Raw genomic sequence first — 23,236 nt, 5'->3', positions numbered from 1 at the left:
CGGGCTCAACTGGTGGTTGCAACACCGAGTAGCTGGGTCATCTTCTCACCTGGGGTGGCCCAGCCCAGGGTCATGCGGGGGCGGTCGTTGAGTTCGTCGGCGACGTGGTCGAGGCCGGCCTGGTCGATGGTGGTGAAGTCGAATTTGCCTTTGGGGAAGTACTGGCGCAGCAGTCCGTTGGTGTTCTCGTTGCTGCCGCGTTGCCAGGGGCTGTGTGGGTCGCAGAAGTAGACCGGGCAGTCGGTGGCGATGGTGAAGTCACGGTGCCGGGCCATCTCGACGCCCTGGTCCCAGGTCAGCGAGGCCCGTAACCGTTGCGGGAGCCAGGTCATCGCGGCGGCCAGTTGGGACACGACGTGCTCGGAGACCTTGCCCTCAGGCAGCCCGACCAGGATCACGAACCGGGTAGCGCGTTCCACCAACGTGGCGATCGCGGAACCACCACGCCCGCCCCGACGGACGCCTTCGAGCAGGTCACCTTCCCAGTGCCCGGGCACCGCCCGGTCAGCGACCTCAGCTGGCCGGTCAGCGATACGCAGGTTCACCCAGGGCCTAGCCGAGCGCACCGCCCCGGCCGGCGCGGCCCGACGGCGGCGAGCGGCCCGACCCGAACGCAACGCCACCTGCCGCGTCAACTCCGCGCGCAGGTTGCCCCGCGCCTGCAGATAGATCGCCTGGTAAATCGTCTCGTGCGACACCCACATCTCCGGCATGTCCGGGAACTGCGCCCGCAGCCGGGCACTGATCTGCTGCGGCGAACGACGCCGACGCAGCATATCCAGCACCACCTGACGCAACGGCCCATCAACAGCCAACCGCGCCACCCGCCCGCAGCGGTTATGCCGCAGAAACGACGCCCACTGCGCCATCAACGGCTGATACCGCTGCCCATAACGCTCGAACCGACCCACCTCCCGCGAGATCGTCGACACCGACCGCCCCAACCTTCGCGCGATCGACCGCAACGACTCACTCGCAGCCCGACCCAACCCGATCTGCTCCCGCTCAAACGGACTCAACCTCGACGCCATAACCACCCCAACGAACATCACGGAAGGGTGTTGCAACCACCAGTTGAGCCCGCCGCGCTGACGGAAACTGTCCAAGATCTTGGCCCTCCGGACAGCTCTCAGACGCTGGGGTGCACGTCACGGGAGGCGGAGCGGAATGCCGGGCGCTGGGCGGGCGACGTAGGCTCGGGGTGTGACGGTGAGCCGGGAGATCGACGACATCCTGCAGCGTGGCGCGGACGGCGGGCGGATCACGCCCGAGGAGGCGCTGCTGCTCTACACCGAGGCGCCCTTCCACGCGTTGGGCGAGGCGGCGGACGCGGTGCGCCGGCGGCGCTACCCGGACAACGTCGTCACGTACCTGATCGACCGCAACATCAACTACACGAACGTCTGCGTGACGGCGTGCAAGTTCTGCGCGTTCTACCGCGCTCCCAAGCACAAGGAAGGGTGGACCCACCCGACCGAGGAGATCCTGCGCCGGTGCGGCGAAGCGGTCGAGCTGGGCGCGACCCAGGTGATGCTCCAGGGCGGGCACCACCCGGACTATGGCGTGGAGTACTACGAGGAGTTGTTCTCCTCGGTCAAGCAGGCATACCCGCAGCTGGTCATCCACTCGATCGGCCCCAGCGAGATCCTGCACATGGCGAAGGTCTCCGGTGTGAGCCTGGACGAGGCGATCGCCCGGATCAAGACGGCCGGTCTGGACTCGATCGCCGGCGCCGGCGCGGAGATGCTGCCGGAGCGGCCGCGAAAGGCCATCGCGCCGCTCAAGGAGTCGGGCGAGCGCTGGCTGGAGGTCATGGAGCTGGCCCACCGGCAGGGCATCGAGTCGACCGCCACCATGATGATGGGCACCGGTGAGACGCACGCCGAGCGGATCGAGCACCTGCGCATGATCCGTGACGTGCAGGACCGCACCGGCGGTTTCCGGTCCTTCATTCCGTGGACGTACCAGCCGGAGAACAACCACCTCAAGGGCCGCACCCAGGCGACCACGCTGGAATACCTGCGGCTGGTCGCGGTGGCCCGGCTCTTCTTCGAGACCGTGCCGCACCTCCAGGCGTCCTGGCTGACCACGGGCAAGGACGTCGGGCAGCTCTCGCTGCACATGGGCGTGGACGACCTCGGCTCGATCATGCTGGAGGAGAACGTCATCTCCTCCGCCGGTGCCCGGCACCGCTCCAACCTGCACGAGCTGATCGGCATGATCCGCTCGGCGGACCGGATCCCCGCGCAGCGGGACACCCTCTACAACCGGCTCGCCGTGCACCACACGCCGGCCGACGACCCGACCGACGAGCGGGTGGTCTCACACTTCTCCTCGATCGCGCTGCCCGGTGGCGGGGCGGGCAAATCCCTGCCGCTGGTCGAGGTCAACTGACGCGGATCGGCGTCCGGCCGTTCGGCTGACCGAGGCTCATGCTCTCGCCTGGTCGGGTCGGCGGTACGGGTGGTCCCCGTCGCCGCAGCGTCAGGCTGTTCGTCGCGGGGGTGGTGGAGATGATCGTCGACGGCTAGCGTCGCGCCTCGTATCCGTTGCCACAGTCGGCCGCCGAGAACGGCGCGACCGTGCTGGTGGCGGATGGTCTGATGGCCGTGGGCTGTCCTCCATCGGCCCGCTGAGGGTCGTTCATATAACGCACGGCGGTACGGGCGGGATGGGTGACCATCCCGCCCGTACCGTCTGCCCAGCTCGGGCCGGATGGATGAAAACGCCCTCCCCAGCTGGCGTAAGAGATCGACCTTCGATAGCGTCCGCTCCGTTCCGCAACCATTCTTCTTCCCTACCCCCGGGGGACTGATGACAGCGTTCCACCGCTCGGCCCTGGCGCGCGCCGGCGTTGTGGCTCTGCTCGCGGCAGGTGGCCTGGCCACCGTGGCCGCCCCGGCGCAGGCCGCCGACCAGGCCGACCTGGCGCTGGTGCCGCTCAGCTACGAGCTGGCCAAGGGCGTCAAGGCGGCCAAGGCCAAGCCGTTCAAGTTCCTGGTCGACAACACCCGGAGCACGGTCGCCGCCAAGGGCGTCAGCTACACCGTGGACACCAGCAACCTGCGCAAGGGCCGGGTCGGGGTCTTGGTGCCCGACGGTTGCCAGGTGAAGGGCAGGACCTTCACCTGCCAGCTCGGCGACGTGGCCGCCGGCACCAGCGAAGACTTCGGCATCCCGCTCTTCTCCACCGGTGGCCGCGGTGAGGCCGGCACGCTGGTGGTCACCATCAAATCGGCCACCGCCGACCCCAACCGCGAGGACAACACGGTCGAGCACGACATCACCGTCGCGAAGCCCGGCTACGACCTGACCAGCTGGGTGCAGGACGTCAACGCGAACGTGGTGGTGAACGGCGTCCAGGGCGACGACCCCGACCTCAGGCCGGTCCGGCGCGGCGAGACGGTGCCACTGGACTGGGCGGTCTACAACGACGGCAGCCGCAAGGCCACCGGCCTGTCCTACGTGCTCACGCTCCCGGCCGGGGTCACCTTCGCCACCCTGCCGGACACCTGCGTCGCGCAGACCTTCGGCGGCGTCGCCCAGGCGCTCTGCCAGGACGACGGCGCGGTGATCAAGCCCGGTGAGTACTACACGGCGGACATCAAGGTGACGGTCGGCACGAACGTCACCGAGCCGGTGCTGCGCGTTGGTGAGCTGGTCGCGCATGGTCTGGACGCGGCGACGGGCCAGCCCGAGGAGGAGCCGGAGCCGGCGACCAGCGCCCAGCGGAAGGCCTTCACCGAGGTCGACGAGGGTGACAACCAGGCGATCTTCGACGTCTTCGTCGACCTGACCACCCAGCCGTCCCCGACCCCCACGCCGACGCCCACCGCGACCCCGACGCCCACCGCCACGCCGACGCCGGACGGCACGCCGAGCCCGAGCGGCACGACGACGCCCGGCACGACCACGTCGCCGGCCGCCGGTGGCGGTGGCGCCGGCGGTGGTGGGTTGCCGGTGACCGGTGTGCAGGTCGGCCTGATCGGCGGCATCGGCGCGATCATCCTGCTCGTGGGCGGGGCGCTGCTGGTGCTCTCCCGTCGGCGCAAGGTCGTCCTGGTCGCTCCGGGCGACGAGAAGTCGACCGACTGATGACACCGCGCCGCTGACCCGAGGCGCTTCGACACGAGGCGCAACGGCGGCGGACCTGGCACGACGCGAGGGCGGGGTGGGCGACCACCCCGCCCTTTCGCGTACCCGTGCGACGGCACCGCACCCAGCTGGCGGCGCTCGTCGGCCGGCTGGCAGAGTGGAGGGGTGAGCCGTACCCCGCAGGGCCAGCGAGCCAGTCTGGACAAGCAGCCGCACGAGGTCGCCGCGATGTTCGACGGCGTGGCGGAGCGTTACGACCTGACCAACACGGTGATCTCGCTGGGTCAGGATCGCTCGTGGCGTCGCTCCACCCGGGCGGCGCTGGGGCTGCGGCCGGGTGAGCGGGTGCTGGACGTGGGCGCGGGCACCGGCGTCTCGACGCGGGAGCTGGCGCAGTCCGGGGCGTACGCGGTGGGCGCCGACCTGTCGTTGGGCATGCTGTACGCCGGCAAGCGGGCCCGCCCCGAGGTGCCGCTGCTGGCCGGCGACGCGCTGCGGTTGCCGTTCGCCGACGCCAGCTTCGACGCGGTGACCATCTCCTTCGCGCTGCGCAACGTCAACGACACCGACGCGGCCCTGCGTGAGCTGGCCCGGGTCACCCGGCCGGGCGGGCGACTTGTGGTCTGCGAGTTCAGCACCCCGGTCAACCCGGCCTTCCGGACGGTCTACCTGTCGTACCTGATGCGGTCACTGCCGGTGGTCGCCCGAGCGGTGTCGAGCAACCCCGAGGCGTACGTCTATCTCGCCGAGTCGGTCCGGGCCTGGCCGGCGCAGGCCGCGCTTGCCGGGCGGATCGCCGCGGCCGGGTGGGGACGAGTGGCGTGGCGCAACCTGACCGGTGGTGTGGTTGCCCTGCATCGGGGCATCCGCGAGTAGTCCGCGATCGACACGGGACGGCACGGACATTATTCAGGTTTCGTTAATATCGGTCTTTAGTCCACTTTGCCCCGTACGCTCGATCGCATGACCGGAGCAGACCCGGCGGACCCGGTGGCCGCCACCGACGACGACGCGGCCGAACTCATCGCGCAGTTGCGCGCGTTGGCCGGAGCCGACCCGGTGGAGGTTCGGCTGGTGGTCGCCGAGGTGTTGGCGGCACTGGACCGGGCGGCGGGCGGCGCGCTCCGTGAGCATCTGCCGGAGACAATCCGGGTCGATGCGGGACTGGACGCCTCCAGCTCGGCCTGACACCTGACTGCTGTGGACGGTCGGGGACTGTCACATCGGCGAGTTAGGTACCCCTGATCCTGCGCTGGTATGACGCCGGTCATACACTCGTCCCGTCTGGCTTGTGAAGCATTTCACGAGCGTGCGGGAGGAGGCGCGAATGACCCCGGTGGAACACGACGCCGACGTCATTGTCGTGGGCGCCGGTCCCGGTGGATCAGCTACTGCGTACCACCTGGCCCGGCACGGCGTACGGGTGCTGTTGTTGGAGAAGACCGAGTTCCCGCGGGAGAAGGTCTGCGGCGACGGGTTGACCCCGCGCGCCGTCCGCCAGCTCATCCGGATGGGTGTGGACACCTCGCCCGAGGCGGGCTGGCTGCACAACCGCGGCCTGCGCGTCATCGGTGGCGGGGTGCGCCTGGAACTGGACTGGCCGGAGCTGGCGAGCTTCCCCAACTACGGCCTGGTGCGTACGAGACTGGACTTCGACGACCTGCTCGCACGGCAGGCGGTGGCCGCCGGTGCCAAGCTGCGGACCAACGTCAACGTGCTGGGCCCGGTGCTCGACGGCGACGGCCGGGTCACCGGCGTCGAGGCGGAGGTCGGGCCGGGCAAGGAGCCGACCACCTTCCACGCCCCGCTGGTCGTCGCGGCGGACGGGGTCTCCGGCCGCTTCCCGCTCGCGCTCGGGCTGGCCAAGCGGGAGGACCGGCCGATCGGCGTGGCCGTCCGCCGCTACTACCGCTCGCCGGCCAAGCACGACGACAACTACCTGGAGTCCTGGCTGGAGTTGCGCAGCAAGGACAGCGGCGACAACCTGCTGCCCGGGTACGGCTGGATCTTCGGCCTGGGTGACGGTCGGGTCAACGTCGGTCTCGGCGTGCTCAACTCGTCCTCGGCGTTCGGCAAGACCAACTACCGCCGGCTGCTCACCGACTGGCTCGCCAACACCCCCGAGGACTGGGGGATGACCGACGAGACCAACGCCGACGGCCCGATCCTCGGCGCCGCGCTGCCGATGGGCTTCAACCGGGTGCCGCACTACACCCGTGGCGTGCTGCTGGTCGGTGACTCGGGCGGCATGGTCAACCCGTTCAACGGCGAAGGCATCGCGTACGCGATGGAGTCCGGCGAACTGGCCGCGGAGGCCATCGTCCAGGCCCTCGCCCGGCCAGCCGGCCCGGAGCGGGAGCGGGCGCTGATGGCGTACCCGAACGAGCTGAAGGCCCGACTCGGCGGTTACTACCGGTTGGGCGGCATCTTCGTGAAACTGATCGGCCGCCCGGAGATCATGCGGATCGCCACCAAACACGGCATGCCGCACCCGACGCTGATGCGTTTCGTCCTCAAGCTGTTGGCCAACCTGACCGACCCGCGTGGCGGGGATGCGATGGACCGGGTCATCAACGCGATGACGAAGGCAGCTCCAGCCGTATAAGTAGGACGGCATCGGTGCTGGTCACAGCCCCGACGCCGACAAAGATCGACCCCCGCCGACTGCCACTGCGAGGGACGTGAATAGTGTGATTTTCGTCAAGCACCGAGGGCAGGGAAGGACGAGCAGGAGAAAACGATGTCGCTCTCGCCTTACGCACCGATCATCGGGCTGTTCGCCCTCGCCGCGGCGTTCTCGCTGTTTTCCGTCGGCGCCGCCCGCTTCGCGGGTCCCCGTCGCTACAACAAGGCCAAACTCGAGGCTTACGAGTGCGGCATCGAGCCCAGCCCGCAGCCGGTCGGCGGCGGCCGGTTCCCGATCAAGTTCTACCTGACGGCGATGCTCTTCATCGTCTTCGACATCGAGATCATCTTCCTCTACCCCTGGGCGGTCTCGTTCGACGCTCTGCCGATCTTCGGCTTCGTGGAGATGGTCCTGTTCATCGTCGCGGTCTTCGTTGCGTACGCCTACGTGTGGCGGCGCGGCGGCCTGGACTGGGACTGAGGAAGGAACGTCAGATGGGCATCGAGGAGAAGCTTCCCGCCGGCGTCCTGCTCACCTCGGTGGAGAAGCTGGTCAACTGGTCCCGGAAGTCGTCCGTGTGGGGCGCTACCTTCGGCCTGGCCTGCTGCGCCATCGAGATGATGGCAGCCGGTGGTCCGCACTACGACATGGGCCGCTGGGGCATGGAGGTCTTCCGGGCGTCGCCCCGGCAGGCCGACCTGATGATCGTGGCCGGCCGGGTGAGTCAGAAGATGGCCCCGGTTCTGCGCCAGATCTACGACCAGATGGCCGAGCCCCGCTGGGTGCTCTCGATGGGCGTCTGCGCCAGCAGCGGCGGCATGTTCAACAACTACGCGATCGTGCAGGGCGTCGACCACGTGGTGCCGGTCGACATGTACCTGCCGGGCTGCCCGCCCCGGCCGGAGATGCTCATCGACGCGATCCTCAAGCTCCGCGAGAAGATCATGTATGAGCCGCTGGGCCCGAACGGCCGCAAGATGCTGGCTGCCCGCCAGGAGCGCGGCGACGTTCCGGTCGTGCCCTACGGCTCCATGCCCTCCTCGTACCGCAGCGACAAGGCCCGGCGTGCCGAGTGGACCCGGGCGGTCCGCGAGGGCCGCGAGGAGCAGCTGCGGATCGAGAACTGGATGAACGCTCAGAACCACCTCCACCCGCAGGCAGGCCCCAAATGACGTCACCCACGGACAAGCCCAACGACGGCGGCGTACCGCTGCCGGTGGTGCCGGCAGGCGCCACCAGTGGTGCCCCCGCCGAGTTCCCGCCGGCCAGCCCGGCCGGGCGTGGGATGTTCGGCAACCAGGGCACCGGCGATGTGTCCGGCTACGGCGGCCTGGTCCGCCAGCGCCAGCCCATCGAGGAGGCGTCCCGTCCGTACGGGAGCTACTTCGACGAGGTCCGCGACGCGTTGGAGGAGGCCTACCCGGCCTTCGGCGACGCGATCGAGAAGGTCGTGGTCGACCGGGGTGAGCTGACGCTGCACATCCGCCCGGAACGGATCGCCGAGGTCTGCCAGGTGATGCGCGACGACCTGGCGCTGCGCTTCGAGCTGTGCTCGTCGGTGTCCGGCGCGGACTACCTGGGCGCTGACGAGCGGCGGCTGCACGTGGTCTACCTGCTCACCTCGATGACCTACCGCCGGCGGGTCCGGCTGGAGGCCGCGGTCTCCGTCGAGGCCCCGCACCTGCCCAGCGTGACCGCCATCTACCCGACGGCGGACTGGCAGGAGCGCGAGGCGTACGACATGTTCGGCATCGTCTTCGACGGCCACCCCAACCTGACCAGGATCCTCATGCCGGACGACTGGGAGGGTCACCCGCAGCGCAAGGACTACCCGCTCGGCGGTGTGCCCGTCGAGTACAAGGGCGCGGAGATCCAGCCGCCGAACGAGCGGAGGTCGTACCAGTGACGACGTCGAACTACGCCAGCGAGCGCGAGACCGACGAGGGTCGGGTCTTCACCGTCACCGGTGGGGACTGGGACACCATCGTCTCGGGCACCGACCCGATCAACGACGAGCGGATCGTCGTCAACATGGGTCCGCAGCACCCGTCCACGCACGGGGTGCTGCGGCTGATCCTGGAGCTGGAGGGTGAGACGGTCCGCGAGGCCCGTTCCGTCGTCGGCTACCTGCACACCGGCATCGAGAAGAACCTCGAATACCGCAACTGGGTTCAGGGCTCGACGTTCGTGACCCGGATGGACTACCTCGCCCCGATCTTCAACGAGACGGCGTACGCCCTCGCCGTCGAGAAGCTGCTCGGCATCACCGACGACATCACCGAGCGGGCCACCACCATCCGCGTGCTGATGATGGAGCTCAACCGGATCTCGTCGCACCTGGTCTGGCTGGCCACCACCGGCATGGAGCTGGGCGCGATCTCGATCATGCTGTACGGCTTCCGCGAGCGGGAGTACATCCTCGACATCTTCGAGACCATCACCGGTCTGCGGATGAACCACGCGTACGTCCGGCCGGGCGGTGTGGCGCAGGACGTGCCGGACGAGGCGATCGTCAAGATCCGCGAGTTCCTCAAGATGATGCCGAAGAAGCTCAAGGAGTACGAGGACCTGCTCTCCGGCCAGCCGATCTGGACCGAGCGGACGAAGAACGTCGCGGTGCTGGACGTGACCGGCTGCGTGGCCCTCGGCATCACCGGGCCGGTGCTGCGCTCCGCCGGTCTCGCCTGGGACCTGCGCAAGACCATGCCGTACTGCGGTTACGAGAACTACGAGTTCGACGTGCCGACCCACCCCGACGGTGACGTGTGGGGCCGCTACCAGGTCCGGCTCGCCGAGATCCGGGAGTCGATGAAGCTGGTCGAGCAGGCCCTGGACCGGCTCCGCCCGGGTCCGGTGATGGTCGCCGACCGCAAGATCGCCTGGCCGGCGCAGCTGGCCATCGGCGTGGACGGCATGGGCAACTCGCTGGAGCACGTCGCGAAGATCATGGGTCAGTCGATGGAGTCGCTGATCCACCACTTCAAGCTGGTGACCGAGGGCTTCCGGGTTCCGCCGGGCCAGGTGTACGTCGCGATCGAGGCTCCCCGGGGCGAGTTGGGCGTGCACGCGGTCTCCGACGGTGGCACCCGGCCGTACCGGGTGCACTACCGCGAGCCCAGCTTCGTCAACCTCCAGGCCCTCCCGGCGATGGCCGAGGGCGGTCTGATCGCCGACGTGATCGCCGGCGGTGCCTCGTTGGACCCGGTGATGGGTGGTTGTGACCGATGAGTGTTTTCACTGACGAGACCCGGGAGCGGGCGCGCGAGATCATCGCCCGCTACCCGGCGGACCGGTCCCGCTCGGCGTTGCTGCCGCTGCTGCACCTGGTGCAGGCCGAGGAGGGGTACGTCTCCCCGGCCGGGGTCACGTTCTGCGCCGAGGTCCTGGGGCTGAACAAGGCCCAGGTCGGCGCGGTCGCGACCTTCTACACGATGTACAAGCGCAAGCCGACCGGTGACTTCCTGGTCAGCGTCTGCACCAACACCATGTGCAACGTGCTCGGTGGCCAGGAGGTCTACGACACCCTGTCCGAGCACCTGGGCGTCGGGCACGACGAGACGACCGCCGACGGCACGATCACGCTGGAGCACGCCGAGTGCCTGGCGGCGTGCGACTACGGCCCGGTGATGACTGTCAACTACGACTTCTTCGACGGCGTGGACGCGTCCACAGCGGTCGGTGTCGTCGACGAGCTGCGGGCGGGCGGGCGGCCGATGCCGACCCGCGGTGCCCGGCTCTGCACCCTCAAGGAAATGGCGGTGCAGCTCGCCGGTTTCGCCGACGAGCGCGAGGGCGCGGTCGCCGACGGTGGGCCGGGTGAGCCCACCCTGCGCGGGCTGCGGTTGGCGCAGGAGCACGGCGTCTCGGTGCCGGGCTTCGACCCGAACACCCCGATCCGCAGCAAGGCCGAGGCCGACAAGGCCGCCGCTGAGGCGAAGGCGAAGGCGGAGGCCGCCAAGCCGGCGCCCGTCGAGGCCAGCGCGGCACCGATCAAGGGCGGCGACGGGGCGTCCGCCCCGACGGGGGCGGCCGGGGTCGGCGAGCCGGCGAAGCCGGCAGACGCCACTGGGCCGGCGAAGCCGGCGGAGGCCACCGGGCCGGCGAAGCCGGCAGACGCCAGTGGCAGCACCACCCGGGACGTCAAGGCACCGGACGACAAGTCGCCGCAGGTGCGTACCGCCGAGACCCGGCAGCCGGACGCGGGCACGGCGGTGCCGGATGCCCCTGGCACCAAGGTCCCGACGGACGGCACCGGCACCGCGCCTGAGGCTGGCGACGCACGGTCGGCCGAGGCCGCCGGTGTGGCGGCCAACGCGCCGGCCGGTGACGGCAAGCCCGCCGGCGACGAGGCCGGGGCGCAGGAGCGCAACCTCACCGAAGCGAAGGCTGGCACGGACGCCGACGGCGCCGGACCGGCGGACGCGAACGAAACGGGGGCCCAGAAGTGACCACTCCCCGCCCGGAGACCGTGGCCAAGCTGACGCCGGTGCTGACCAAGCGCTGGCTGTCGCCGGACGCCTGGCGTATCGGCACGTACGAGCAACTGGACGGCTACGCCGCACTGCGCAAGGCGCTCAAGGCCCACCCGGACGACCTGATCCAGCTGATCAAGGACTCGGGGCTGCGCGGCCGGGGTGGCGCCGGCTTCCCCACCGGTCTCAAGTGGGGCTTCATCCCGCAGGGCGACGGCAAGCCGCACTACCTGGTGGTCAACGCCGACGAGGGCGAGCCGGGCACCTGCAAGGACCTGCCGCTGATGACCCACGACCCGCACGCGCTGGTCGAGGGCGTGATCATCGCGTCGTACGCGATCCGGGCCAACCGCGCCTACATCTACATCCGGGGCGAGGCGGTGCACGCCGCGCGTCGGCTGCGCAACGCGGTCCAGGAGGCGTACGACAAGGGCTACCTCGGCCGGAACATCCTGCGCAGCGGCTACGACCTGGAGCTGGTGGTGCACTCCGGCGCCGGGGCGTACATCTGCGGCGAGGAGACGGCGCTGCTGGACTCGCTGGAAGGCTTCCGGGGGCAGCCCCGGCTGCGCCCGCCGTTCCCGGCCACCCACGGCCTGTACGCGAGCCCGACGGTGGTGAACAACGTCGGCACCATCGCCAGCGTGCCGCCGATCGTGCTCGGCGGGGCCGACTGGTGGAAGAGCATGGGCACCGAGAAGTCCTCCGGGCCGATGATCTATTCGCTGTCCGGTCGGATCGTCAACCCGGGCCAGTACGAGTGCTCGATGGGTGTCACGCTGCGCGAGCTGCTGGAGCTCGCCGGTGGCATGCAGCCGGGGCACAACCTGCGGTTCTGGACCCCGGGCGGCTCGTCCACCCCGCTGCTCGCCGCCGAGCACCTGGACGTGCCACTGGACTTCGAGGGGGTGGCGGCGGCCGGCTCGATCCTGGGCACCACGGCCACCCAGATCTTCTCCGACCAGGACTGCCCGGTCTACGCGACGTACCGGTGGCTGGAGTTCTACCACCACGAGTCGTGCGGCAAGTGCACCCCGTGCCGCGAGGGCAACTACTGGATGGTTCGGGTCTACCGGCGGATCCTCGCAGGTCTTGGCACCCACGAAGACCTGGACACCCTGCTGGACACCTGCGACAACATCCTCGGCCGCTCGTTCTGCGGCCTGGGTGACGGCGCGACCAGCTCGGTGACCTCGTCACTGAAGTACTTCAAGCAGGACTACCTCGACTACATCGAGGGTCGGACCGCACCCAAGCTGTCGGAGAAGACCCTGGTAGGGGCGCACTGATGACCGACGTAGCCAAGCAGACCGAGACCGTCACGCTCACCATCGACGGCGTCGAGGTCACCGCCCCCAAGGGGACGTTGCTGATCCGGGTCGCCGAGCAGATGGGCACCGAGATCCCCCGGTTCTGCGACCACCCGCTGCTGGCCCCGGCCGGCGCGTGCCGGCAGTGCCTGGTCGAGGTGGAGGGCCAGCGCAAGCCGGTGGCCTCCTGCACCCAGACCGTCGCCGACGGCATGGTCGTGCGTACGCAGATCACCTCCCCGGTGGCCAAGAAGGCGCAGGAGGGGGTGATGGAGCTGCTGCTGCTCAACCACCCGCTGGACTGCCCGATGTGTGACAAGGGCGGTGAGTGCCCGCTCCAGAACCAGGCGATGTCCACCGGCCGCACCGACTCGCGCTTCCACGAGCACAAGCGGGAGTACGAGAAGCCGATGTCGATCAGCAGCCAGGTGCTGCTGGACCGCGAGCGGTGCGTGCTCTGTCAGCGGTGCACCCGGTTCTCCGAGGAGATCGCCGGCGACAAGTTCATCGACCTGATGGGCCGGTCGTCCGCCGAGGAGATCAACATCTACCGGGACGACGCGTACGGCGAAGAGGGCGACGCCGGTGACGTCCCGTTCAACTCCTACTTCTCCGGCAACACCGTGCAGATCTGCCCGGTTGGCGCGCTGACCGGTGCGCAGTACCGCTTCCGGGCCCGCCCGTTCGACCTGGTGTCGAGCCCGAGCGTCTGCGAGCACTGCTCGGCCGGCTGCGGGCAGCGCACCGACTGGCGGCGCGGCAAGGTGCTGCGCCGGCTGGCCGGCGACGAGCCGCAGGTCAACGAGGAGTGGAACTGCGACAAGGGCCGGTGGGGTTTCCAGTACACCCGGGCCGCCGACCGGTTGACCACCCCGCTGGTCCGCGACGAGCACACCGGTGAGCTGCGCGAGGCGTCCTGGAGCGAGGCGCTCACCGTGGCCGCCGAGGGCCTGCACACTGCTCGGGAGAGCGGGCAGGGCACGGCGGTGCTCACCGGCGGCCGGCTGACCGTCGAGGACGCGTACGCGTACGCGAAGTTCGCCCGGGTCGCCCTTACCACCAACGACATCGACTTCCGGGCCCGGCCGGTCTCCCGCGAGGAGGCCGACTTCCTGGCCAGCTCGGTCGCCGGGGTCACCGACGTCACCTACACCGACGTGGAGAACGCGCCGGCGGTGGTGCTGGTCGGCCTGGAGCCGGAGGAGGAGTGCCCGATCCTCTTCCTGCGGCTGCGCAAGGCGTACCTGAAGAAGACCCTGACGGTGTACGCGCTGGCGCCGTTCGCCACCCGTGGCCTGGAGAAGCTCGGTGCCAAGCTGGCCCGGGTCGTGCCGGGCGAGGAGGCCAGCGTGCTCGCCGAGCACGCCACGGTCGCCGAGGCGCTGAGCGCACCGGGCGCGATCCTGATCGTCGGCGAGCGACTGGCCACTGTGCCGGGCGGGCTCTCCGCAGCGGCGGACGTGGCGCGGCGTACCGGCGCGAAGCTGGTGTGGGTGCCGCGGCGCGCGGGTGACCGCGGCGCTGTCGACGCGGGCTGCCTGCCCAACCTGCTCCCCGGTGGACGGCTGGTGACCGAGCCGGCCGCCCGCGCCGAGCTGGGTGAGGCGTGGGACATCCCGGCCGGGGTGATCCCGAGCCAGGCCGGGCGGGACACCGACGGCATCCTCACTGCGGCGGCCAACGGGCAGCTCGGCGCGCTGGTCGTCGGCGGCGTCGACCCAGCCGACCTGGCCGACCCGCGACTGGCCGAGGCCGCCCTGGACGCGGTGCCGTTCCTGGTCAGCCTGGAGCTGCGCGCCAGCGCGGTGACCCGGCGGGCGAACGTGGTGCTGCCGGTCGCCCCGGTGGTCGAGAAGGCCGGCAGCTTCCTGGACTGGGAGGGTCGGCTGCGCCCGTTCGAGGCCGTTCTGAACACCGCCGCGATGACCGACGGTCGGGTGCTCGACGCGCTGGCCGCGCTGCTCGACGTGCGGCTCGGCACGGCGGATGTGCCGAGCGTGCGTCGTGAGCTGGGCACGCTGCCGGCGACGCGTACGTCCCGGCCGTCCGCACCGTCGGTGGCGCCGGGCCGGGTGCCGCACCCGGCTGCCGGGGAGGCCGTGCTGGCCACCTGGCACCAACTGGTGGACCTCGGCAGCCTGACCGAAGGCGACGAGAACCTCGCGGGCACCGCCCGCCCGCCGGTGGTCCGGCTGGGTAAGGGCACCGCCGAGGCACTCGGTGTCGCCGACGGCGACGCGGTCACGGTCGGCACCGACCGGGGGGCACTGACCCTGCCGGCGGAGCTCACCGAAATGCCGGACGGCGTGGTCTGGTTGCCGACCAACTCACCCGGCTCGACCGTGCGACGCAGCCTCGGGGCGACGTCCGGCACTGTCGTCCGGATCTCCGTTCCCGCACCGAGCACGGCCATTCCGGCCGGGCGCGTGGCGGCCGACGAGACCGGGCTCCCGGGTCCGCTCCTCAACTCCGGGGGTAACCAGTGACTTCGTCAATCCTGGCCCAGGATCCAACGCTTGCCGACTTCGGCCGGGATCCGTGGTGGCTGGTTCTCGGCAAGATCGTCTTCGCGTTCGCCTTCGGTCTGCTGGCCACCCTGCTCGGTGTCTGGTTCGAGCGGCGCGTGGTCGGCTACATGCAGGTGCGGCCCGGCCCCAACCAGGTCGGCCCGTTCGGCCTGCTGCAGACCCTCGCCGACGGCCTGAAGATGGCCTTCAAGGAGGACATCCTGCCGAAGGCGGCCGACAAGGTCGTCTACTTCTTCGCCCCGACGATCTCGGTGATCTGTGCGGTCACCGCGCTGTCGGTGGTGCCCTTCGGCCCGATGGTGAGCATCTTCGGCCACCACACGCCGTTGCAGGTCACCGACGTGCCGGTGGCGGTGCTGCTGCTGCTCGCCTGCTCGTCGATGGGCGTCTACGGCATCGTGCTGGGTGGTTGGGCCTCCGGCTCGACGTACCCGCTGCTCGGTGGTCTGCGGTCGACCGCCCAGATGATCTCCTACGAGGTCGCCATGGGCCTGAGCATCGTGGCGGTCTTCATGACCGCCGGCACGATGAGCACCAGCGGGATCGTCGCCGCTCAGGGTGACGCCACGCGGCTGACCATCATGGGCACCGAGATCCCGGCGCCGGGCTGGTACGCCATCCTGCTGCTGCCCAGCTTCATCATCTTCTTCATCGCCACGGTGGGTGAGACCAACCGGGCGCCGTTCGACCTGCCCGAGGCCGAGTCCGAGCTGGTCGCTGGCTTCATGACGGAATACAGCTCGCTGAAGTTCGCGCTCTTCATGCTCAGCGAGTACGTGGCGATGGTGACCATGTCCGCGGTCACCACCACGCTGTTCCTGGGCGGTTGGCGGGCACCCTGGCCGATCACCATCTGGGAGGGCGCCAACTCCGGTTGGTGGCCGATGCTCTGGTTCTTCGGCAAGGTGATCGCGCTGGTCTTCGTCTTCGTCTGGCTGCGCGGCACGCTGCCCCGGCTGCGCTACGACCAGTTCATGCGCCTCGGTTGGAAGGTGCTGCTGCCGATCAACCTGGTCTGGATCCTGGTCCTGTCGGGCCTGCGTTCCATCGAGGACTGGGACACCCGCGGCAAGGTCATCGCGGTCGGCATCCCCGCCGGCCTGCTGCTGATCGCCACGCTGTTCTGGCCCAGCCGCCGGCCGCAGCCGAAGCCGACAACTCAGGAACAGGTCGACAACCGGCCGTACGGGAGCTTCCCGCTGCCACCGATGGATCTTCAGGTACCACCGAGCCCGCGCATCACGCGCGTGGTCGCCGAGCGGGAGCCGGCCAACATCGTTGCCGGCTCGGACTCCAGGGAGGTGTGACGTGGGCGCGATCACCGGAACGTTCAAGGGATTCGGTGTCACCTTCTCGCACATGTTCAGGAAGGTCGTCACGACCGACTACCCGTTCAAGCCGCCGGTGTCGGCGCCGCGCTACCACGGGCGGCACATCCTCAACCGGCACCCGGACGGCCTGGAGAAGTGCATCGGCTGCGAGCTGTGCGCCTGGGCCTGCCCGGCGGACGCGATCTACGTCGAGGGTGGCGACAACACCGACGAGCAGCGCTTCTCGCCGGGTGAGCGGTACGCCAGCATCTACCAGATCAACTACGCCCGCTGCATCTTCTGCGGGCTGTGCATCGAGGCCTGCCCGACCCGTTCGCTCACCATGAGCAACGAGTACGAGCTGGCCCGGGACAACCGGCAGGACCTCATCTTCACCAAGGAGCAGTTGCTCGCGCCGTTGCTGGAGGGCATGGAGCAGCCTCCGCACCCGATGCGGCTGGGTGACAGCGAGAAGGACTACTACGTCGGCGCGCTGGACAACCCGGGCACCTCCGCCGGTGCGGAGACGTCCCCGATGGGTCCCGGCCGCTACCAGGTCGAGGAGCACCCCGGCGTGACGTTCCCGGGCGCCGAGCAGGCCGCCCAGCGCGCGGCTGCCGGCAAGGGAGAGGAAGCATGACCACGTCTACGGTGCTCGCCGCGGCGGGTTCGGTCTCCACCGGCGAGGCGGTCACCTTCTGGATCCTCGCCCCGCTCGCGCTTCTCGGCGGGATCGGGATGGTGGCCGCGCGCAACGCCGTGCACTCGGCGCTGTGGCTGGTGCTGACCATGCTCTGTCTGGGCGTGTTCTACGTCCTCCAGGCCGGTCCGTTCATCGGCATGGTGCAGATCATCGTCTACACCGGCGCGATCATGATGCTGTTCCTCTTCGTGCTGATGCTGGTCGGTCGGGACTCCACGGACTCCCTGATCGAGACGCTGCGCGGCCAGCGCGTCGCCGCGATCGTGCTCGGCCTGGGCTTCGCCGGCCTGGTCGGCACCGGCCTGTACCAGGCGCTGGACCAGACCAACACTGTCGGCCTGGAGCAGGTCAACGCCGAGGGGAACGTGCAAGGCATCGCCCGGCTGCTGTTCACCAAGTACGTCTTCGCGTTCGAGCTGACCTCGGCGCTGCTGATCACCGCGGCGGTCGGTGCCATGGTGCTGGCCCACGTGGAGCGGCGTAAGCAGGACAAGGTCGACCAGGTGTCGACCATGAAGGCACGCTTCGCCCCGGGCAACTACCCCGGGCCGAAGCCGGGCCCCGGCGTCTTCGCGACCTCGTCCTCGGTGGCCACCCCGGCCCGGCTGCCCGACGGCCGCCTGACCGACCGCAGCACCCCGGCGATCCTTCCGCAGCGCGAGCTGACCGCCGAGGAGACGTCTCTGAAGGGCACGGACCGGTGAGCGCGAGGAGTGCAGCGGAGCGGAGCCCCGCAGTCGCGAACGGAAGGCAAACCAAGTAATGGGAACGTTCTTCTCGGTCGAGCCGACCTACTACCTCGTCCTCGCCGCGGTGCTCTTCACCATCGGCGCCGCCGGGGTGCTGATCCGGCGCAACGCGATCGTGCTGTTCATGTGCGTGGAGCTGATGCTCAACGCCGCCAACCTGACGCTGGTCACCTTCAGCCGGATCAACGGTGACCTCAACGGCCAGATCATGGCGTTCTTCGTGATGGTGGTGGCGGCGGCCGAGGTCGTGGTCGGGCTCGCGATCATCATGTCCATCTTCCGGACGCGACGCTCGGCGAGTGTCGACGACGCCAACCTGCTCAAGTACTAGAGGGGTCCACCGGTGGAAGAGACTGTGGAATACGCCCAGGCCACGGGGCTGCTCGGGGGCGTCTGGCTGCTGGTGGCGATCCCGCTGCTCAGCGCGGCCATCCTGCTGCTGCTCGGCCGGCGGGCCGACCGCTGGGGGCACTGGTTGGGTGTTGCCGCCATCGGCGCCGCCTTCGTGCTCGGCCTGTCCTTCTTCTTCCAGCTGCGTGGCCTGGAGAACAAGTCGGTCGAGCTGAGCCTCTGGGACTTCATCGCGGTCGGTGACCTGCGCGTCGACTTCGGCCTGCTGTTCGACCCGCTGGCCGCGGTCTTCGTGCTGCTGATCACCGGGGTGGGCTTCCTGATCCACCTGTACGCGGTCGAGTACATGGCGCACGACGCGGGTCGTCGGCGGTTCTTCGCGTACTTCAACCTGTTCGTCGCGGCGATGCTGCTGCTGGTGCTCGGCAACAACTACGTGATGCTCTACTTCGGCTGGGAGGGCGTCGGTCTGGCGTCGTACCTGCTGATCTCCTTCTGGACCGAGCGGCCGAGCGCGGCCACCGCCGGCAAGAAGGCGTTCCTGATGAACCGCGTCGGCGACGCCGGCCTGGCCATCGGCATCTTCATCATGTTCGCCACCCTGGGCACCACCCAGTACGACGAGGTGTTCAACGGCGTTGGCGCGCTGACCGGCACCACCGTGCTGGTCCTCGGCCTGTTGCTGCTTCTCGGTGCGGCCGGCAAGTCCGGTCAGTTCCCGCTGCAGGCGTGGTTGCCGGACGCGATGGAGGGCCCGACCCCGGTGTCGGCGCTCATCCACGCGGCCACCATGGTCACCGCGGGCGTCTACCTGATCGCCCGGTCCAATCCGATCTTCTCCGCCAACTCGACCCTCCAGCTCGTGGTGGTCAGCGTTGGCGCGCTCACGCTGCTGATCGGCTGCATCATCGGCGCGGCCAAGGACGACATCAAGCGGGTGCTCGCCTGGTCGACGGTGAGCCAGATCGGCTACATGTTCCTCGGCGTCGGCCTGGGCGGTGGCGCGTACGCGCTGGCCATCGTGCACCTGCTGGCGCACGGCTTCTTCAAGGCCAACATGTTCCTGGGCGCCGGCTCGGTGATGCACGGCATGAAGGACCAGGTCGACATCCGCCGCTTCGGTGGCCTCTCGAAGCACATGAAGATCACCTGGCTGACCTTCATGATGGGTTGGCTGGCCATCATCGGCATGTTCCCGTTCTCCGGCTTCTTCTCCAAGGAGCCGATCATCGTGGCCGCCTTCGAGCGGGAGGACTGGACCGCCTGGCTCTTCGGCGGTGCGGCGCTGCTCGGTGCCGGACTGACCGCGTTCTACATGACCCGGCTGTTCGTGCTCACGTTCCACGGGCCGCAGCGGTGGACCGAGGACATCGAGCACCCGCACGAGTCGCCGAAGCTGATGACGATCCCGCTGATCCTGCTGGCGGTCGGCTCGGTCGGTGCCGGCTTCCTGCTCTCCACGTCCGTTCCGGACTGGCTGACGGCCACCGCCGGCCTGGGCGGCGAGCACGGGGAGCACGAGGCGGTGCTCTCGCACGCCGTCATCACCACCCTGTCGCTGCTGGTCACCGTGCTCGGTGCCGGGCTCGCCTGGTTCCTGTTCCGGGCCGGGACGGCCACCGCGCCGCAGCCGGCCGGGGTGCTGGTCACCGCCGCCCGGCGCAACCTCTACACCGACGCGGTCAACGAGGCCGTCTTCGAGAAGCCGGGCATCTTCCTCACCCGGGCGCTGGTGTACCTCGACAACCGGGGCATCGACGGGCTGGTCAACGGGCTTGCCGCCGCGGTCGGCGGTGGCTCGGGTCGGCTCCGGCGGATGCAGACCGGCTTCGTCCGCTCGTACGCCACCTCGATCCTGGCCGGTGCGCTGCTGGTGATGGCGGCGTTCCTGGCGGTGCAGGCCGGGTGGTTGGCGTGATCGACCTGTTCCCGGCCGCCCCCGCCGGCGGACCACGCAGTGACGACGGAGGTAAGGCCGCATAATGTCCAACTTCCCGTTCCTCTCGGTGCTCACCGTGGCGCCGCTGGTGGGCGCCCTGGTGGTGGCCTTCCTGCCGCGCCACAGGCCGGAGCTGGCCAAGCAGGTGGCGTTCGCCTGGTCGCTGCTCGTGCTGGTGCTCTCGGTGGTGATGTGGGTCAGCTTCAACGCAGGCGGTGATCGGTTCCAGTTCCGCGAGTCGTACTCGTGGATCCCGAACTGGGGCGTCAGCTTCACCTTCGCCGCCGACGGCATCGCGCTGGTGATGCTGATGCTGATCGCGGTGCTGGTGCCGCTGGTGATCCTGGCCTCCTGGCACGACGCGGAGTCGTCGAAGCGGTCGGTGCCCGTCTACTTCGCGCTGCTGCTGGTCCTCGAGTGCACGATGATCGGTGTCTTCGCGGCCGCCGACGTCTTCCTGTTCTACGTGTTCTTCGAGGTCATGCTGGTCCCGATGTACTTCCTGATCGGCAGCTACGGCGGCCACCAGCGGCAGTACGCGGCGGTGAAGTTCTTCCTCTACTCGCTGGTCGGCGGTCTGTTCATGCTGGCCGCGGTGATCGGCCTGTGGGTGGTCGGTGGCAAGACCTTCGACTGGCAGGCGTTGTCCCAGGTCGACATCAGCACCGGCACCGAGCGGTGGCTGTTCCTCGGCTTCTTCCTCGCGTTCGCCATCAAGGCGCCGTTCTTCCCGTTCCACACCTGGCTGCCCGACGCCGGTGGTGCGGCCCCGGCGGGAGCGGCGGCACTGCTGGTCGGTGTGCTGGACAAGGTCGGCACGTTCGGCATCCTGCGCTACTGCCTGCCGCTGTTCCCGGAGGCGTCGAAGTGGTTCGCGCCGTGGGCGCTGGCGCTGGGCGTGATCGGCATCGTCTACGCCGCGCTGCTGGCGGTCGGTCAGAACGACCTCAAGCGGCTGGTGTCGTACACCTCGATCGCGCACTTCGGCTTCATCGGGGTGGGCATCTTCGCCTTCACCACCCAGGCCGGCACCGGCGCGGTGCTCTACATGCTCAACCACGGGCTGGCCACCGGTCTGCTCTTCCTGGTGGTGGGCATGCTGATCAGCCGGCGCGGCTCGGCGTTGATCAGCGACTTCGGCGGCGCCGGCAAACTGGTCCCGGTGCTCGCCGGTGTGCTCTTCTTCGCCGGTCTCGCCTCGCTCGCACTGCCTGGCACGGCACCGTTCATCTCGGAGTTCCTGGTGCTGATCGGCACCTTCACGGTGAACAAGCCGGTGGCGATCATCGCCACGCTCGGCATCATCCTGGCCGCCGCGTACGTGCTGTGGATGGTGCAGCGCACCACCCAGGGCACGCTCAACCCGGCTCTCACCGAGGTCGACGGGATGCGCAAGGACCTCAACCTGCGCGAGAAGGTCGTGGTCGCCCCACTGATCGCGCTGATCGTGCTGCTCGGCTTCTTCCCCAAGCCGGTCACTGACGTGATCAACCCGGCCGTCCAGGCGACCATGGACGACATCGGCAGAACCGACCCGGCGCCGTCCGTGGGCGGCACCGTCCAGGAGGCGGCAAAGTGACCGAGCTGAAACTGCCGTCGATCGACTACGCGGCGATCTCCCCGATCCTGATCATGCTGGGCACGGCGTTGCTCGGCGTGCTCGTCGAGGCGCTGGTGCCTCGTCGTTGGCGGCACGTGGTGCAGCTGACGCTTGCGCTGCTCGCGGTGCTCGCGGCGCTGACCATGGTGGTCCTCAGCGCCGATGAGCGGATCATCACCGCCGGCCAGGCGCTCGCGATCGACGGGCCGACGCTGTTCCTCCAGGGCGCGATCCTGGTGCTGGCCGCGATGGCGCTGCTGCTGATCGGCGACCGCTCGGTCGAGCGGGGCGGGGCGTTCGTCGCCCAGGCCGCGGTGACCGCCGAGTCGGCCGACGACCGGCGGCAGGCCGAGGGGCGCAACGGCCTCACCGAGGTCTACCCGCTCACCACGTTCGCGATCGGCGGCATGCTGATCTTCGTGGCGGCGAACGACCTGCTGACCATGTTCATCGCGCTGGAGGTCTTCTCCCTTCCGCTCTACCTGCTCTGCGCGCTGGCCCGTCGCCGGCGTCTGCTGAGCCAGGAGGCGGCGATGAAGTACTTCCTGCTCGGCGCGTACGCCTCCGCGTTCTTCCTGTTCGGCGTGGCCCTGATCTACGGCTTCACCTCGGGCATCCCGGGCCGGACGGCCGGCGTCGACTTCGCCACCATCCACGCGGCGGTGAGCGAGTCCCCGGCCAGCAAGGTGCTGCTCTTCGCCGGCATGGCACTGCTCTCGATCGGTCTGCTCTTCAAGGCCGCGGCGGCGCCGTTCCACGTCTGGACCCCGGACGTGTACCAGGGCGCGCCGACCCCGGTCACCGGCTTCATGGCGGCCTGCACCAAGGTCGCCGCGTTCGGTGCCCTGCTGCGCGTCTTCCACGTCGCGTTCACCGACGCCTCCTGGGACTTCACCCCGGTCCTCGGCGCGGTGGCGGTGCTGACCATGCTGATCGGTGCAGTGCTCGCGGTCACCCAGACCGACATCAAGCGGCTGCTCGCGTACTCCTCGATCGCCAACGCCGGCTACCTGCTGGTCGGCGTGCTGGCACCGAGCCGCGACGGGCTCTCCGGCACGATGTTCTACCTGGTCGCGTACGGCTTCTCGGTGCTGGCCGCGTTCGCGGTGGTGACCCTGGTGCGGGACGCCGACGGGGAGGCCACCCACCTGTCCCGCTGGGCCGGGCTGGGTCGGCGGTCGCCGTTCTTCGCCGGGCTGTTCACCTTCATCCTGCTGGCCTTCGCCGGTATTCCGCTGACCAGCGGCTTCACCAGCAAGTTCGCCATCTTCGGGCCGGCCCTGGAGGGTGGTCAGGCCTGGCTGGTGATCGCCGGTGTGCTGACCAGCATGGTGCTGGCGTTCCCGTACCTGCGGGTCGTGGTGATGATGTGGCTCTCCGAGCCGGGCGAGTCCACCCCGACCGTCATGGTGCCCGGCGGGCTCACCTCCGCCGCCCTGATGATCGGCGTGCTGGCCACTCTGGTGCTGGGCATCGCCCCGGCGCCGCTGCTCGATCTGGCCACCGGAGCTGCCGAATTCGTGCGATGACCGAAGGATCGACCACCGGGGGCC

General features: G+C 69.5%; 20 protein-coding genes. 19 read left to right on the top strand and 1 reads right to left on the bottom strand.

What is annotated here, in order from left to right; genetic code table 11:
* Window positions 1-5: 5 nt before the first annotated feature.
* Entirely contained in the window at window positions 6-1,031 is a 1,026-nt protein-coding gene (locus KBX46_RS12320) for an IS30 family transposase (RefSeq protein ID WP_256440028.1), read from the bottom strand.
* Window positions 1,032-1,203: 172 nt separating this feature from the next.
* On the opposite strand from KBX46_RS12320, the gene mqnC reads away from it, so the two are divergent.
* The 19 genes from mqnC to nuoN all read left to right on the top strand — a co-directional run bounded on the left by mqnC (window position 1,204) and on the right by nuoN (window position 23,212).
* Window positions 1,204-2,394 (top strand): cyclic dehypoxanthinyl futalosine synthase, encoded by a 1,191-nt coding sequence (gene mqnC, locus KBX46_RS12315; protein WP_088951121.1) that lies wholly within the window; start codon window positions 1,204-1,206, stop codon window positions 2,392-2,394.
* A 420-nt stretch (window positions 2,395-2,814) separates the two neighbouring features.
* Window positions 2,815-4,095 carry a cell wall anchor protein gene (locus KBX46_RS12310; protein ID WP_210792573.1) on the top strand — a complete coding sequence of 427 codons (1,281 nt, stop codon included), beginning with the start codon at window positions 2,815-2,817 and terminating at the stop codon, window positions 4,093-4,095.
* A 165-nt stretch (window positions 4,096-4,260) separates the two neighbouring features.
* Window positions 4,261-4,971, top strand: coding sequence for a demethylmenaquinone methyltransferase (locus KBX46_RS12305; RefSeq protein WP_088951123.1), 711 nt, complete (start codon window positions 4,261-4,263; stop codon window positions 4,969-4,971).
* A gap of 87 nt (window positions 4,972-5,058) precedes the next feature.
* Complete coding sequence (locus tag KBX46_RS12300) at window positions 5,059-5,283, top strand: hypothetical protein (protein ID WP_088951124.1); 225 nt, start codon at window positions 5,059-5,061, stop codon at window positions 5,281-5,283.
* A gap of 139 nt (window positions 5,284-5,422) precedes the next feature.
* Complete coding sequence (locus KBX46_RS12295; RefSeq protein ID WP_088951125.1) at window positions 5,423-6,700, top strand: geranylgeranyl reductase family protein; 1,278 nt, start codon at window positions 5,423-5,425, stop codon at window positions 6,698-6,700.
* A 135-nt stretch (window positions 6,701-6,835) separates the two neighbouring features.
* Window positions 6,836-7,201, top strand: coding sequence for an NADH-quinone oxidoreductase subunit A (locus KBX46_RS12290; protein ID WP_007454588.1), 366 nt, complete (start codon window positions 6,836-6,838; stop codon window positions 7,199-7,201).
* 14 nt (window positions 7,202-7,215) lie between these two features.
* Window positions 7,216-7,893, top strand: coding sequence for an NADH-quinone oxidoreductase subunit B family protein (locus tag KBX46_RS12285; protein WP_030486262.1), 678 nt, complete (start codon window positions 7,216-7,218; stop codon window positions 7,891-7,893).
* Window positions 7,890-8,627, top strand: coding sequence for an NADH-quinone oxidoreductase subunit C (locus KBX46_RS12280; RefSeq protein WP_099849906.1), 738 nt, complete (start codon window positions 7,890-7,892; stop codon window positions 8,625-8,627). Before KBX46_RS12285 ends, KBX46_RS12280 begins: the two co-directional genes overlap by 4 nt.
* Window positions 8,624-9,949, top strand: a complete 1,326-nt coding sequence (locus tag KBX46_RS12275) for an NADH-quinone oxidoreductase subunit D (protein ID WP_141907602.1) — start codon at window positions 8,624-8,626, stop codon at window positions 9,947-9,949. Before KBX46_RS12280 ends, KBX46_RS12275 begins: the two co-directional genes overlap by 4 nt.
* Window positions 9,946-11,169 (top strand): NADH-quinone oxidoreductase subunit NuoE, encoded by a 1,224-nt coding sequence (gene nuoE, locus KBX46_RS12270; RefSeq protein WP_210792572.1) that lies wholly within the window; start codon window positions 9,946-9,948, stop codon window positions 11,167-11,169. The genes KBX46_RS12275 and nuoE overlap by 4 nt, the downstream gene beginning before the upstream one ends.
* Window positions 11,166-12,482 (top strand): NADH-quinone oxidoreductase subunit NuoF, encoded by a 1,317-nt coding sequence (nuoF, locus tag KBX46_RS12265; protein WP_210792571.1) that lies wholly within the window; start codon window positions 11,166-11,168, stop codon window positions 12,480-12,482. The genes nuoE and nuoF overlap by 4 nt, the downstream gene beginning before the upstream one ends.
* On the top strand, window positions 12,482-14,989 hold the full coding sequence (locus tag KBX46_RS12260; RefSeq protein ID WP_210792570.1) for an NADH-quinone oxidoreductase subunit G: 2,508 nt from the start codon (window positions 12,482-12,484) through the stop codon (window positions 14,987-14,989). The genes nuoF and KBX46_RS12260 overlap by 1 nt, the downstream gene beginning before the upstream one ends.
* The gene (gene nuoH, locus KBX46_RS12255; RefSeq protein WP_210792569.1) at window positions 14,986-16,338 is read left to right on the top strand and encodes an NADH-quinone oxidoreductase subunit NuoH; all 1,353 of its coding nucleotides are present in this window, start codon (window positions 14,986-14,988) and stop codon (window positions 16,336-16,338) included. The genes KBX46_RS12260 and nuoH overlap by 4 nt, the downstream gene beginning before the upstream one ends.
* 1 nt (window position 16,339) lies before the next feature.
* A complete protein-coding gene (gene nuoI, locus KBX46_RS12250; RefSeq protein ID WP_088951133.1) occupies window positions 16,340-16,981 on the top strand; it encodes an NADH-quinone oxidoreductase subunit NuoI in 642 nt (213 codons plus the stop codon).
* Complete coding sequence (locus KBX46_RS12245; RefSeq protein ID WP_099849918.1) at window positions 16,978-17,748, top strand: NADH-quinone oxidoreductase subunit J; 771 nt, start codon at window positions 16,978-16,980, stop codon at window positions 17,746-17,748. The genes nuoI and KBX46_RS12245 overlap by 4 nt, the downstream gene beginning before the upstream one ends.
* A gap of 58 nt (window positions 17,749-17,806) precedes the next feature.
* Window positions 17,807-18,124 carry an NADH-quinone oxidoreductase subunit NuoK gene (nuoK, locus tag KBX46_RS12240; protein WP_088951135.1) on the top strand — a complete coding sequence of 106 codons (318 nt, stop codon included), beginning with the start codon at window positions 17,807-17,809 and terminating at the stop codon, window positions 18,122-18,124.
* Between the two features lie 12 nt (window positions 18,125-18,136).
* Window positions 18,137-20,062, top strand: coding sequence for an NADH-quinone oxidoreductase subunit L (gene nuoL / locus KBX46_RS12235; protein WP_088951136.1), 1,926 nt, complete (start codon window positions 18,137-18,139; stop codon window positions 20,060-20,062).
* A 64-nt stretch (window positions 20,063-20,126) separates the two neighbouring features.
* Window positions 20,127-21,662 carry an NADH-quinone oxidoreductase subunit M gene (locus KBX46_RS12230; protein WP_088951137.1) on the top strand — a complete coding sequence of 512 codons (1,536 nt, stop codon included), beginning with the start codon at window positions 20,127-20,129 and terminating at the stop codon, window positions 21,660-21,662.
* The gene (gene nuoN, locus KBX46_RS12225) at window positions 21,659-23,212 is read left to right on the top strand and encodes an NADH-quinone oxidoreductase subunit NuoN (RefSeq protein WP_088951138.1); all 1,554 of its coding nucleotides are present in this window, start codon (window positions 21,659-21,661) and stop codon (window positions 23,210-23,212) included. The genes KBX46_RS12230 and nuoN overlap by 4 nt, the downstream gene beginning before the upstream one ends.
* The last annotated feature ends 24 nt before the right edge of the window (window positions 23,213-23,236 follow it).

It is taken from the genome of Micromonospora sp. C81 (assembly GCF_018070425.1).
Classification (GTDB): Bacteria; Actinomycetota; Actinomycetes; order Mycobacteriales; family Micromonosporaceae; genus Micromonospora; species Micromonospora zamorensis.
Note: the sequence above shows the minus strand (reverse complement) of the source record. Positions and strands in the feature narration are given on the sequence as shown.